This is a genomic window from Botryobacter ruber (assembly GCF_003347595.2).
GTDB lineage: Bacteria > Bacteroidota > Bacteroidia > Cytophagales > Hymenobacteraceae > Pontibacter > Pontibacter ruber_A.
Map to the genome: position 1 here is coordinate 198,890 of NZ_QCZK02000041.1, position 14,048 is coordinate 212,937.

Below are 14,048 nucleotides of genomic sequence, written 5' to 3' on the forward strand. Positions count from 1 at the left end.
GTTTGTTAAGCCGGTGGTACATCTTTTTTGCCGTTTGCCGTTTCAGCTTCGTGCTTCACGGCACGTTTGGCCAGCATTTCGGCAATCAGCTGCTGGTAATCTTTACGTTGCTGCGTTTTACCCAGCCTGTTTTCTTCTTCAAGCTCCTCGCTCACGCCCCTGTACAGGCTGTAGCACATCAGCAACAAAATAAGCGCGAAGGGCAGCCCGGTAATGATAACGGCTGTCTGCAGCGCCTGGAGTCCGCCCCCCAGCAGGAGTACGGCTGCCACACCACCCTCTGCCAGGGCCCAGAAAATGCGGATACCTACCGGCGAGTCGGTTCTGCCTCCGGAGGTAAGGCTGTCGACAACCAGCGAGCCGGAGTCGGATGAAGTAACGAAAAAGCCGGCCACCAGCACAATGCCGATAACGGAGAGAATCGTGGAGAAAGGAAGCTGCTCGAAGAACACAAACAAGGCTGTAGAAATGTCTGCCGCAACGGCTTCTGAAACAGCTGTTTCGCCTGCCAGTACCTCCCGCAGGGCCGTGCTGCCAAACACCGTCATCCAGAGGAAAGACAATAACGAAGGCACGATGAGCACACCAAGCACAAACTCCCGGATGGTGCGCCCCTTGGAAACCCGCGCGATGAAAATACCCACAAAAGGCGCCCAGGAAATCCACCAGGCCCAGTAAAAGACCGTCCAGCCGCCCTGCCAGTTACGGGTAGAGTAGGCTTCGTTCCAGAAGGAAAGCTGCAGGAAATTGCCCAGGTAAGAGCCGGTGTTCTGCACATAGGACCCCAGGATGAACACCGTTGGCCCCAGCACCAGCACGGCCACCAGTATGAGCAAAGCAATGCGTATGTTCCATTCGCTCAGGATCCGTACACCTTTGTCTACCCCCGTCACCACCGAAATGGTAGCTATGCCGGTGATGCCGGCTATCAGCATAATTTGTGTTGTTACATCGCTGGCAATACCCGGGAAAACGTGGTGCAGCCCGGCGGCGACCTGTTTCACCCCCAGCCCCAGGGAAGTAGCAAGGCCGAAAAGCGTTGCCAGCACCGCCAGTATATCGATAATGTCGCCGATCAGGCCATGGATACGCTCCCCCAGGAACGGGTAAAAAACAGAACGGACGGTTAGGGGCAGTTTGCGGCTGTAGGTAAAATACGCCAGCGAAAGACCAACTAAGGCATAGATGGCCCAGGCATGAAAGCCCCAGTGCAGGAACGTAAAGTTCATAGCTTGCCGGGCTGCAGCCGGTGTGCCCGGTTCACCCAAAGGCGGTGTCTGGAAGTGGTTGATTGGCTCCGCTATACTCCAGAAAAGCAACCCGATGCCCATGCCGGCACTAAAGAGCATGGCAAACCACGACGAGGTGCTAAACTCAGGCTTGGCATTTTTGCCCCCCAGCCGGATGCCGCCAAACTTCCCGAAGGCCATATACAGGCAAAAGCCGACAAAGATGTTCACGCTCAGGATGAACAGCCATCCCATGCTCGAGGTGATGCTTGCCTGCAAATCGCCGAAAAAAGCCTCGGCCCCCTCCCTGAAAACCAGCACCAGGCTGATGATCACGATCAGGATAATAATCGATGTCCAGAACACGGGACCGTTTACTTCGAGCCCCAGGGATTTTTTTGTATCGCTTCTTGTTACTTTACTCATTAAAAATAGCTTAAATCAGAAATAGTATCCCATGTTGATATTGAACCGCATGTGCCAGGCAGTTTCGCCCGGCGTGCCTGCTGCAAAAGCATTGGTCCATTCAGGACCAAGCCAGGGGTGGTTGTACCCGAAAGCGGCATCGGTGTAGATGTACATAGGGCCGGCGGTAAACAAAGCGCCCAGTACATTCATGTGCGCATTTTCGTACCCCGAAATGCGCTTGTTGTAATAGCCATAGTTGTCGTAGAAGGTGATCCCCTGCAGCAGGCGGGACTCTACCGGCAGGTGATAGGCAATGCCTGCCGTATAAATTTCCCCTTTTGTGGCTACGTTATAGTTGGCTCCGTAGGCGCCCATTTCCACAATATCGCGTGCCTCCCCGGCAGCATATTCCGGGTTGATGCGGTAGTACATCGCCTGCAGTTTTACATTCCAGGGACTGTGAGCCGACTGGTACTCATAGTGTATGGCGCCTGCATGACGGGTACCGTTCTGCTCTGTATCCAGGTTGTACAGCAAGCCCCCCTGCAGCGACACCCCCAGCTCATGCTCCAGGCTATCCCCCAGCCGACGAACCGTTTTAAAGTCCAGCTGGTTGTTTTCCTTGTTACGGCCGGTTATATCGTAAGAGTACCGGTTCGGGCTGGGTTCTGCTGCTCCAAACACAAATTCTTCCGCACTTTTATAGTAGGCCGCCTGCCAGCGCCACAGGCCCGTGTCGTGAATGTATTTAACCCCCATATCATGGTCATCCTCGAAACCGACATAATAGGTCATGTTGAAAAACCAGTTGTTGGAATTGTACTGCTGGATACCGAAAGGAATCTGGTTAAGCCCAACCTGTAGTTGCGACTTGTCGGAAAAATCGTACTGGAACCAGCCTTGTTTGAGGAAGGCCCCGCCAAAGGCCTGCGAGTAGTGCCGGAACTCAGCGTTGAGTTTTATGCCCTTGTATTCGGACTCCACATTGATCCGGAACAAATCGAAGCCAAAATCACCGCCACGCTCCAGCTGATCTTCTTTCCAGGTAGACAGGTTATAATTGAAACGAACAGCGCCTCCTAATTTTAAATAAGGTTTTTCTTCCACTTTATCTGCCGGAAACTGCGCATGGCAAACAGCGCTAACCAGCAAGAGTGTGATCAGTAAAAGTACTTTTTGCATAGTTGCTTTTTTTAGTGAGCATTTGCCTGTTCAAAAGCATTTCTATAGGTTGGACGGCTTTGAGAAGGAAAGGTTGTTGCGGGAGAAAAAAGATAAATTTTGCAGCATTCCTCAACTCCGGAGCAGCAGTGGCTGTGGTGGCAGGTGCAGACTGGCTCTCACAGGCTTAAACCGTTTACCGCTAATTCAGGCACCACCAGTTGCTTCTTGGAAACAGCGTTGGGAAAGCTCCTGGTGCAGGTGTGCTTTCACCCGGCACAGCACATCCTGCTACATAAATAGATGAATTACGTATAGCCCTTTGTCAGGCTCTACCACAGATAAATTTTCTACAGGACCGGATCAGATACAACAGCAGCAATCTATTTCTGAAAGACCATGAAAAAGCAAGACGTGCTGGAAAACAATTCGACTGCCACGGACAGCGAAGTTATCCAAAACATTGTAACCGGTGAGCGCGACATGTTTGAAATACTGCTAAGGCGTTACAACAGCCTGCTCTACAAGATTGGCCGCTCGTATGACATTTCGCACGACGATGTGCAGGACCTGATGCAGGAAGCCTACATTTCTGCCTACCATAACCTGGAGAAATTTGAAGCACGTTCGAGCTTTAAAACCTGGCTTGTTCAGATTATGCTGAATAAATGTGCGGACTGGAAACGGAGAGCTGCTACCCATGCAACATCAGGTACTTCCGGCTGCTTTCAGGAGACAGTTTCTTCAGATGTCCGGAAAGAAATTCTGAACCGGGAACTGGGCAGGTTACTGGAAAAAAGTATTGAGGAACTACCTGAAAAATACCGTACGGTATTTGTGCTGCGCGAACTGGAAGGAATGACTGTACCTGAAACAGCAGTAGCACTGCAGATTACGGAATCTAATGTAAAAATACGCCTGAAAAGAGCGAAAACGATGCTCCGAAAGCAGCTGGAAAGCCTCTACTCTCATGTGCTGGTATATGAATTTAACCGCGTTTACTGCGATAGGCTGGTGGACCGGGTGTTCCGGCAGCTGTGACACAAACCAGGGTATTGTAATAGGCGCAAGCTGGTCTGCTGCCCCTGCCACCACAGCCACTGCTCATGACATCCGGTAAGTTTTTTTGATAAAATGTAACGGGCCGTAGCTGCCCGCGTCTAATGAGAAAAAAACAATAAAACTATGGATGCATCATTAACTCATGACGTCAGACATGCTCCAGGAGCAGTTAGTCAGGTAGACCGTGTTACTAGTATCTTAAAATGGACTTATGGCTTAGTGCCTATCGTGGCCGGAGCAGATAAGTTTATGCACCTGTTAACCGATTGGGAAAAATACTTAGCACCAGTCGTAACTGATATCCTTCCGTTTCAGCCGCATACATTCATGTTACTAGTGGGGGTGATAGAAATAATTGCGGGCATCATTGTATTGGTAAAACCGAAGCTGGGGGGGCTTATTGTGGGTTTATGGCTAATGGGCATAGCCCTAAACCTGTTACTCACAGGCCAGTACTATGATATTGCCGTTCGGGATGCCGTTATGGCGATAGGAGCTTTTTCCTTAAGTATGCTGTCAGGCGCAGGAAAAGCTTATGCCGGCTCTTAACATTTCAGATTATGCCTTGATTGGCAATTCCCGGGCAGCAGCACTGGTTGGCAGGAATGGTGCCATCGCGTGGTGCTGCATGCCGGAATTTCATTCACCAGGTATATTTTCGGCTCTTTTAGACCAGGAAAGAGGTGGCTACTTTGCTGTTGCTCCGGAAAGAAGTTACCAGTCTGTTCAGAAGTACCTGCCGGACACCAATGTGGTAGAAACAATTTTCACCACTTCGGAAGGTGAATGCCGGCTGCTGGATGCCTTTACAGCCATGACAGAAAAGGAAAAAACACGCGTTCTTCTACCGGAACAGGAGCTACTACGTGTTGTGGAAGGCATCTCAGGCAATGTTAAAATCAGGATGGAGTACATGCCGCGCATTTTTTACGGAAAAGACATCCCGCACCTCAAAGACCATAAAAGGCTGGGTATCTGTTTTTTCTGGAAGGAAAACATCTTTACACTGCGCAGTACCCTGGAACCGGAACAACTAACCCTAGCCGCCGGGGAAGCAGGCAGGGCAACGGCTGAATTCTTTGTGAAACCGGGAGAGCAGGTGTTGTTTTCGTTAAGCTTCTCCAGCCAGAGTCCCGCGGTTCTACCTGAGTTGCATACTACCGGCTGGAACCGGATGCAGCAAACCATCAGGTTCTGGAAAAACTGGATCGGGCAGTGCCGGTATGCTGGTCTCTACCGGGAAGAAGTAAAGCGGAGCGCCCTTACGCTGAAACTCCTGGCCCATGCCCCTTCCGGGGCAATTATTGCAGCTCCCACCACTTCCCTGCCGGAAGAACCGGGGGGTGAGCGAAACTGGGATTACCGCTACTGCTGGCTCCGGGACGCTTCCTTTACAACCAGGGTGCTGGTAAAGCTGGGATTTGAAGAAGAAGCCCATGCCTACATGAACTGGATACTGCATGCCACGCAACTCACCCGACCGAAGCTGCAGGTGGTGTACTCTGTTTATGGCCATGCATCGCTCAAAGAAGAAACATTGCATTGGCTGACCGGTTATTGCAATTCCACTCCGGTCCGGATTGGCAATGGCGCCGACGGACAGTTTCAGCTGGATGTATATGGCGAAGTGCTGGATGCCGTTTATACCTATGCTCCCCTGGTTAAAGATTTTGACCGGGACACCAGGAAGTTTATTTTAGGCCTGGGTGAGGTTATTTGCAAACAATGGGACCAGCCAGATAACGGGATCTGGGAAGTCCGCTCCTCCACTGTCCACCATACACATTCAAAAGTAATGGCCTGGGTAGGCCTGGACCGACTCATAAAGCTTTCTGAAAAATACAAATGGAAACGTGCGCCACTCGAAAAGTATCGCAACGTAGCTTCCTGCATTCGGGAGCAAGTGGAGCAGTTTGGTTACAACAGTGAGCTGCAGGCCTATACACGCGAATTTAATGGAGAGACCTTAGATTCCAGCCTGCTGGTACTCTCTCTTGTGGGCTTCTGCCATCCAACCTCCCCCAGAATGATCTCTACATCACAACTCATATCGGAGCGGTTAGCAAAAAATAATCTCCTTTACCGGTACCTGCATACCAACGATGGCCTAACAGGTACTGAAGGATCTTTTGGAATCTGTAACTTTTGGCTGGTCGAGAACCTGGCAAAGTCAGGGCAGCTGGATAAAGCAACTCAAATCTTTGAAACTATGCTGCAACATGCAAGCCCTGCCGGGCTACTGTCCGAAGAAATTGATCCGGAATCGCACGAGCTACTCGGAAACTACCCGCAGGGCTTTACGCACATTGGTCTCATAAATGCGGCCCTCACCCTTAATGAGGAGCACCGGAAAGGAGGTCTGGCGGAATGAACATAGATAACCTTCTCTTGTGGGGATTTGCCGCCACGTTGATCCTGACAACCTTAATGGCTGGTTCCAAACCCTTAGGATTTACCCGGATGGATATCCCCTTCTTGCTGGGAACAATGTTTACAGCCAACCGCAACAAGGCACCCTGGATTGGATTTGTCTCGCACCTGGTAATGGGATGGATTTTTGCATTTATTTACGGTGCCGCATTTGAAAGCGCAGGCCTGCACACCTGGTGGTTTGGCCTGGCTATTGGGCTTGTACATGGCGCATTCGTACTGGCCGTAGGCTTACCTGTTTTCAGCTTTCTTCATCCCAGAATTGCCAGCCCGGCACAAGGCCCCACTCCTACCAGACAACTCGAGCCCCCCGGTTTTCTTGCCCTCAATTATGGAAAAGGTACGCCTTTGGTAACACTACTGGCCCATTTAATTTACGGCAGCGTATTAGGCATCTTCTATAACTAAGATGGTGCAGCAGTTCCGGATGCTCATCAGCAAAATTGGTGTAAAGCACCGTTTCAATATGCATTTATCAAAAGATAAAGAGCAGTGGCTGTGGTGGTAGGAGCAGCAGAATTTTTTCGAAGCGTAAAACGATATCACCAAACAAGCTGCAGAAGCTAGCTGGTTTATACATGCTCCCCACCTGATGAGCAGCTGGTCGCAGTGCACCCAAAACAGAAGATAAGTCAGAAAACATAGTACTTAAACAATTAAAATATTTTTTTCATATATAAATCACAATTACCGCAAGGTTTTTGCGGAATTTCAGACCAGTGCAACTATTACCAATATTTCAAACGGAAGCGGGTTTTGATTAAATTTTTACTAAGTTGATAAGTTATATTGCTATATTATCAAATTTTTGTAAATTTGAATCTTCAAGGTTTAAACAACGACTATTAATTCGTTCAAAGGAAATGATGTGGAGGAGCTTTTTTTGGTTACTAATCCCCTGCTTCCTCTTTCATGCTACCCTACAACTAAAGTCAGGCACTACCGGCCATCTGAATTTGCAGCCCAGCCAGGGCAGTTTATTCCTCCCATGCAACGGCACCCTGTCTGAAAACAGCAGCCCCACGGTGGTAGAAACGCTGCTGAATGATTTTGTTGATCTACTCGGCGACTTCCCCAAAACAGAGCAAGTCAAATCCGGACTGAACTACCGCACGAAATCCAGCCGCAACAACCAGGCACTGAGGCGGCATACCGGACTGCTGCCGGAGGTGCTGCAGGTGGCGCTGCTACCGGCAACTACTTACAAACGGCAGAACTTCCTGCTGTCCGATTACTACGACTTTGTGTTTCGGCTAACCCCCTTCTGATCTTCCCTTTTTCCGGTTAGCGTAACCGCTTCCCGCTTACTTTTTCAAATACAGGTTTCTGCAGGAAAGGCCACCTTACCCCAGGCAGTTACCCTGCTTTCTGTTGCTTTTCATATACCAAAACATCATAAAAAAATAATCTGTTAGCTCTATGAACATACTCCGCACAAAATCAAACTGGATGTACCTGATCGCCCTTAGCGCATTTACCTACGGGTGCAGCGCACAAGGCCAGGGCGATTCCCCAGACAAAGTAATACCCGAACTGCCCGTCACCAAACTGATCACGGTAGACACCGTGCTGCACAACGATTACGTGGCCGATATTCAGGCGGTAAAGCACGTGGAAGTGCGGGCCCGCGTCAACGGCTTCCTCGAGAAAATATATGTAGACGAAGGGCAGGAAGTAAAGAAGGGGCAGCCCCTGTTCCGGATCAGTTCCGAAGAATACAAAGCAGAGGTGGCCCGGGCTGATGCCAACTTAAAGAACGTAATTTCGGAGGCGCTGGCCGCGGAACTGGACCTGGACCGGGTAAAGCTGCTGGTCGAGAAAAAAGTAATCTCCAAATCGGAACTGGACCTGGCAAAAGCCAAGCTGAAAGCAGCCATGGCTAAAATCGACGAAGCCCAGTCAGCGAAAGCAAATGCCGCCACCCGCTTGTCCTACACCTACATCCGGGCGCCGTTTTCCGGCATCATGGACCGCATCCCGCTCAAAGAAGGCAGCCTGGTGGAAGAAGGCACCCTGCTGACTACCGTTTCGGACCTGGAGGCTGTGTATGCCTATTTCGATGTGTCGGAGAAGGAATACCTGGCCATCAAAAAAGCAAAGCAAACCAATGCGGTCAATAACAGTGAAGCCGTAAAACTGATACTTGCCGACGGTACGCTCTACCCGCACGAGGGCGAAATTGAAACGATGGAAGGCGTGTTCGAAGCGAACACCGGCTCCATTGCCTTCCGCGCCCGTTTCCCCAACCCGAAGCAGCTCCTTAAGCACCACTCTACCGGCAAAGTGCGCCTGTTTAACGACATCGACAATGCCCTGATGGTGCCCCAGAAAGCAACCTTCGAGGTGCAGGACAAGAGTTTTGTGTATGTGGTGGACAGCCTGAACAAGGTCACAATCAAAAGCTTTCATCCCAAAGCCCGTTTCTCACACTTCTACATTGTAGGTTCCGGCCTGGAGCCGGGCGAAAAGGTGGTGTACGAGGGCATCCAGAACCTGCGGGAAGGCGTTTCCATCCGACCCGATGAACTGCCGATGGACAGCCTTTTCGTGTCGGCGAGCCTGTAAGGGCAGCCGTTACCAGTTCGCCTTTACCTTGCGCAGCTATGTTGAGCAGCAGAGGCTGTGGTGGCTGCTGCAGCAAAACAAAAACAGCAAAAAAAAGCTGTTTCAACAGGAGCAGGTGAACGCGATTTGGTAGTAGATGGATGTTTGGAAAAGCCGGCTCCGGAACAACCCGGGCTGGTGATGTTGGGTTTTTAGTTTGATTAGATACATGTTAAAATTATTTATACAACGGCCGGTTTTGTCGCTGGTCATTTCACTTTTTATTGTCTTTTTAGGGCTGCTGGCCATCCTGCAGCTGCCCGTTACGCAGTTCCCCGAAATTGTACCGCCCTCTGTTACGGTAACCACCAAATATACCGGTGCCAATGCCGAAGTGTGTACCAAAGCCGTAGCCACGCCCCTGGAAAGAGCCATCAACGGGGTACCGGGCATGACCTACATGACCTCCGTTTCGAGTAACAATGGCGTTACGCTGATCCAGGTTTTCTTTGAAGTGGGCACCGACCCCGATCTGGCCGCAGTAAACGTGCAGAACCGGGTAAACACCGTGATTGACGAACTTCCGGAAGAGGTGATTAAAGCCGGTGTGGTTACCGAGAAAGAGGTAAACAGCATGCTCCTGTACCTGAACCTGATGAGCGACGATCCGAAATCGGACGAGAAGTTTGTCTACAACTTTGCCGACATCAACGTGCTGCAGGAGCTTAAGCGGATTGATGGGGTGGGTTTCTGCGAGATCATGGGTTCAAGAGAATACTCGATGCGTGTGTGGCTGAAGCCGGACCGGATGCTCGCCTACAAGGTGTCGCCCGACGAGGTGATCGATGCCATCCGGTCGCAGAACATCGAAGCTGCTCCCGGTAAAGCCGGTGAAAGCTCCGGTAAATCGCCCCAGATGCTGCAGTACGTGCTCCGCTACACCGGCAAATTTAATCAGCCATCGCAGTACGAAGACATGGTCATCCGGGCCAGCTCCGACGGCTCCGGCTCGGTGCTTCGCCTGAAAGATGTGGCTGAAATTGAATTTGGGTCGATGGACTATGGCATGGTTTCCAAAACCGACGGCCGTCCCTCCGCTTCCATCATGATCAAGCAGCGGCCCGGTTCCAATGCCAAGGAAGTAATCGAGAATGTAAAGGCGCGCATGGCGGAACTGAAAGCAGAGTCTTTCCCGCCGGGCATGCAGTACAACATTGCCTACGACGTATCCCGCTTCCTCGACGCCTCCATGAGCGAGGTAATCCGCACGCTTATTGAAGCCTTCATTCTCGTTTCCATCGTCGTATTCATCTTCCTGCAGGACTTCCGCTCCACCCTTATCCCGACGCTGGCCGTGCCGGTATCGCTCATCGGTACCTTCTTTTTCATGCAGCTGTTCGGCTTTTCGATTAACCTGCTCACGCTTTTCGCGCTGGTGCTGGCCATCGGTATTGTGGTGGACAACGCCATTGTGGTGGTAGAAGCGGTGCATACCAAAATGGCCGAACAACACCTCTCTGCCAGAGCAGCGACTTTGGAGGCAATGGGTGAGATCAGCGGGGCCATTGTGGCGATTACCCTGGTGATGTCGGCGGTGTTTGTGCCGGTGGCGTTCATGTCCGGTCCGGTGGGTATTTTCTACCGCCAGTTCTCCCTCACGCTCGCCATTGCTATTGTTATTTCCGGTATCAACGCCCTTACCTTAACGCCCGCGCTTTGTGCCATGATGCTAAAAAATACGCACCAGGAAAAGAAAAAGAGGAATCCGCTGACCTGGTTCTTTGGCAAGTTTAACAAAGGCTACGATGCAGTGGAATCCGGTTACAAAAGCCTGATTACCCGCATCGCCGGCAGAAGGGCCATCACCCTCGTACTGCTGATAGTCTTTTTTGCCGGCACCTGGGGCATCAGCCAGGTACTGCCTTCCGGCTTTATTCCTACCGAGGATCAGGGCATGATTTATGTGAACGTAACTACGCCGTCGGGTGCTACCGTGGAAAGAACCGAAGAAGTGCTGGACCGCATACAACTGGCAGCCGAGGAAATAGACGCCGTGGAAAACGTATCGACACTGGCAGGTTTCAGTCTTTTAACAGATGCCGCAGGCGCATCCTATGGCATGGGCATGATCAACCTGAAATCCTGGGACGAACGCAAAGCTTCTGTTGACGATATCATCGCGTTGCTCGAAGAAAAAACCAGCGGCCTCAAAGATGCCAGCATCGAGTACTTCCCCCCTCCTACCGTACCGGGATTTGGTAACTCCAGCGGATTTGAGTTCCGCCTGCTGGCCCGCGACAAAACGCAGACCCTTGACGAAACGGCAAAGGTAACGAACAACTTCCTGGCAGCCCTGAAAGAGACACCGCAGGTAAGCAGCGCCTTCACCAACTTCGACCCCAGCTTCCCGCAGTACCTGATTCACGTGGACCAGGACATGGCGGCAAAAAAAGGTGTGACTACCGAAAATGCCATGCGCACACTGCAGACACTGCTCGGTAGTTATTATGCTTCCAACTTCATCCGTTTCGGGCAGATGTACAAGGTGATGGTGCAGGCCTCGCCAAATTACCGTGCCGAACCGGAAGACCTGCTGGAGCTGTACGTGAAAAACAACTGGGGCGAAATGGTGCCCTTCTCCTCCTTCCTCAGTATTGAGCGGGTGTACGGACCGGAGCAGCTGACGCGCTACAACATGTACACCTCTGCCATGGTAAACGGCAGCGCCGCCCCCGGCTACAGTAGTGGCGACGCCATCAAAGCAATCGAGACAGTAGCAGAAACCTCGCTGCCGCGCGGCTACGACTTTGAGTGGTCGGGCATGACGCGCGAAGAGATCCTGTCGGGCAACCAGGCCATTTACATTTTCCTGGTGTGCCTGCTGTTCGTATACCTGCTGCTGGCGGCCCAGTACGAAAGTTTCCTGCTGCCGCTGCCGGTAATCCTGTCGCTGCCGACCGGTATCTTCGGAGCTTTCCTGGCGCTGCAGCTTATGGGCCTGCAGAACAATATTTACGCACAGGTGGCCCTGGTGATGCTCATTGGTCTGCTCGGTAAAAATGCGATCCTGATCGTGGAGTTTGCCATCCAGCGCAACAAGGAAGGTGCCACCATTTTACAGGCAGCCGCAGAAGGCGCCGTTTCCAGGTTCCGGCCTATCCTGATGACTTCCTTTGCGTTTGTGGCCGGTCTTATTCCGCTGTGTATGGCCTCGGGTGCCGGTGCCATGGGCAACCGCTCGATCGGTACGGCTGCCGCAGGCGGTATGCTGTTTGGTACCATCTTCGGCATCATCCTGATTCCGGGACTCTACGTGCTGTTTGCCGGACTGGGCAAACGCAAGCAAAAGAACCAGCTGCAGTCAGCCTAACCTTGTCATTTAATTACCAGAGAATATTTTATGCATTCAGATATTATTCGATTGAAACACCTGTATTACCTGCTCCTGCTGGCGCTTATCAGTTCCTGCAAAGTGGGCGAACCAATTCAGTTACCCGCTGCCAGACCAATGCCTGCTACGTTTGCCGGGATCCAGGATACGACCAGTGCAGGCGACCTGCAGTGGCGCGAGTTCTTCGCCGACCCTTACCTGGCCGGGCTTATTGACACAGCGTTGCAAAACAACCCGGACGTGCTGGGGGCGGTGCAGCAGGTAGAAATAGCCCGGGCCAATTTCTTATACAGCAAAGGCATCCTGCTGCCACAGTTAGAGGGCGTTGCATCGGCCGGCGTACGGAAGTACGGCGACTACACCATGGATGGCGTCGGCAACTACGACACCAACTTTTCTACTAACATCGAAGAGAAGCAGCAAATCCCGAACCCGGTGCCCGACTACTTTCTGGGCGTTCGCAGCTCCTGGGAAATTGATTTGTGGGGAAAGTTGCGCAGCGCCAGAAAGGCTGCTTATAACCGTTTTCTTGCTTCCGAAAAAGGGCGACAACTGGTTGTCACCTCACTCGTTGCCGATGTGGCGTATGTGTACTACGAGCTGCTGGCGCTGCACAACGAGCTGGATATTCTGAACAAGAACATTGAGCTGCAGAAACACGCCGTCGAGATAAGTAAAATTCAGAAAGAAGGAGGCCGAACCACCGAACTGGGCGTGCAGCAGTTCACAGCACAATTGCTGAACACGCAGAGCCGGAAAGCCGCCATTCAGCAGGAAATTATTACACTGGAGAACCAGTTGAACCAGTTGCTGGGGCGTTATCCGCAGTCGGTTGCTCTTGACAAATCCTTACTGGAACAGCAACTGCCGGCGCAGCTAAAAGCGGGTATTCCTTCCGGCATGCTGCACCGCCGCCCGGACATCAGGCAGGCAGAGCTGTTACTGGCGGCCTCTAAAGCAGATGTGGATGCAGCCCGTAAAGCATTCCTGCCTTCGCTGAGTATCTCTCCCTACCTGGGGTTGAATGCCTTTGATGCGTCCCTGCTTTTTGCTACTCCGGCCTCCATTGCCTATGGTCTGCTGGGCGGTGTTACAGCTCCCATCCTCAACAGGACGAAACTGAAAGCGCAACTCCGGCGCTCCGATGCCGAAAAAATGCAGGCGTTTTATGCCTACCAGAAAGCTGTCCAGACCGGTTTCAAAGAGGTGGTAACAAACATGCAAGGCATTGAAAACTACCGGAAAGTAGCAGACCTGAAAGCGCAGGAAGTAGCAGTGCTGCAAAATGCCGTAACAACCTCCAACGACCTTTATCGTGCCGGCTACGCCTCTTACCTCGAAATTATCACCGCGCAACGGGGCGTGCTGGAAGCAGAACTCAGCCTGACCAACAGCAAAAAACTTATGTTCCAGTCGATGGTGAACCTGTACCGTGCACTGGGGGGAGGCTGGCAGTAGACACAGTAGCCTGACCAATTGATCTGGTCAATTTGAAAGCTAACATATGACACGCTGGTGTTGTATGTTAGCTTTTTTTGTTTTGGAAATTCTGAGAAAACATTCCGGAGCCACCCATTTTCAGCAGCAGTTGAACGATAGGGCACCTACCGGTGTTGCAGGATAAAGCATTGAAATCCTGAAACATAAGCTAACAGCAATAGCATAGGCCACTTCACAATTTTAAAATACGGTGGTTACAGGGCATGAGGCAGCAGGTAAGGCAGTTGTTGTAATGATTAATATAACCCAGTTTATTTAATTGATTACAATTCCGATAAATACTCCTAACACCTTGCAAATAAGCAACCTATGCTTTAAATTGG

The 14,048-nt window shown here is 51.4% G+C and carries 10 protein-coding genes; 8 read left to right on the plus strand and 2 right to left on the minus strand.

Annotated elements, in window-relative coordinates; translation table 11 throughout:
- Positions 1-5: 5 nt before the first annotated feature.
- Positions 6-1,655 (minus strand): BCCT family transporter, encoded by a 1,650-nt coding sequence (locus tag DCW36_RS13690; protein ID WP_114779171.1) that lies wholly within the window; start codon positions 1,653-1,655, stop codon positions 6-8.
- 15 nt (positions 1,656-1,670) lie between these two features.
- Entirely contained in the window at positions 1,671-2,819 is a 1,149-nt protein-coding gene (locus DCW36_RS13695; protein WP_240676180.1) for a hypothetical protein, read from the minus strand.
- A 378-nt stretch (positions 2,820-3,197) separates the two neighbouring features.
- On the opposite strand from DCW36_RS13695, the gene DCW36_RS13700 reads away from it, so the two are divergent.
- The 8 genes from DCW36_RS13700 to DCW36_RS13735 all read left to right on the plus strand — a co-directional run bounded on the left by DCW36_RS13700 (position 3,198) and on the right by DCW36_RS13735 (position 13,683).
- On the plus strand, positions 3,198-3,839 hold the full coding sequence (locus DCW36_RS13700) for a sigma-70 family RNA polymerase sigma factor (RefSeq protein ID WP_114779173.1): 642 nt from the start codon (positions 3,198-3,200) through the stop codon (positions 3,837-3,839).
- A gap of 144 nt (positions 3,840-3,983) precedes the next feature.
- Positions 3,984-4,409, plus strand: a complete 426-nt coding sequence (locus tag DCW36_RS13705) for a tRNA (5-methylaminomethyl-2-thiouridylate)-methyltransferase (RefSeq protein WP_240676181.1) — start codon at positions 3,984-3,986, stop codon at positions 4,407-4,409.
- Complete coding sequence (locus DCW36_RS13710) at positions 4,396-6,231, plus strand: glycoside hydrolase family 15 protein (protein WP_114779175.1); 1,836 nt, start codon at positions 4,396-4,398, stop codon at positions 6,229-6,231. Before DCW36_RS13705 ends, DCW36_RS13710 begins: the two co-directional genes overlap by 14 nt.
- Positions 6,228-6,698 carry a hypothetical protein gene (locus DCW36_RS13715; protein WP_114779177.1) on the plus strand — a complete coding sequence of 157 codons (471 nt, stop codon included), beginning with the start codon at positions 6,228-6,230 and terminating at the stop codon, positions 6,696-6,698. The genes DCW36_RS13710 and DCW36_RS13715 overlap by 4 nt, the downstream gene beginning before the upstream one ends.
- A gap of 617 nt (positions 6,699-7,315) precedes the next feature.
- A complete protein-coding gene (locus DCW36_RS13720) occupies positions 7,316-7,558 on the plus strand; it encodes a hypothetical protein (RefSeq protein ID WP_114779179.1) in 243 nt (80 codons plus the stop codon).
- A gap of 151 nt (positions 7,559-7,709) precedes the next feature.
- Positions 7,710-8,855: an efflux RND transporter periplasmic adaptor subunit gene (locus DCW36_RS13725; protein ID WP_240676182.1), complete on the plus strand. Its 1,146-nt coding sequence runs from the start codon at positions 7,710-7,712 to the stop codon at positions 8,853-8,855.
- Between the two features lie 208 nt (positions 8,856-9,063).
- Positions 9,064-12,204 carry an efflux RND transporter permease subunit gene (locus DCW36_RS13730; protein ID WP_114779181.1) on the plus strand — a complete coding sequence of 1,047 codons (3,141 nt, stop codon included), beginning with the start codon at positions 9,064-9,066 and terminating at the stop codon, positions 12,202-12,204.
- 30 nt (positions 12,205-12,234) lie between these two features.
- A complete protein-coding gene (locus DCW36_RS13735) occupies positions 12,235-13,683 on the plus strand; it encodes an efflux transporter outer membrane subunit (protein ID WP_114779183.1) in 1,449 nt (482 codons plus the stop codon).
- Positions 13,684-14,048: the final 365 nt, after the last annotated feature.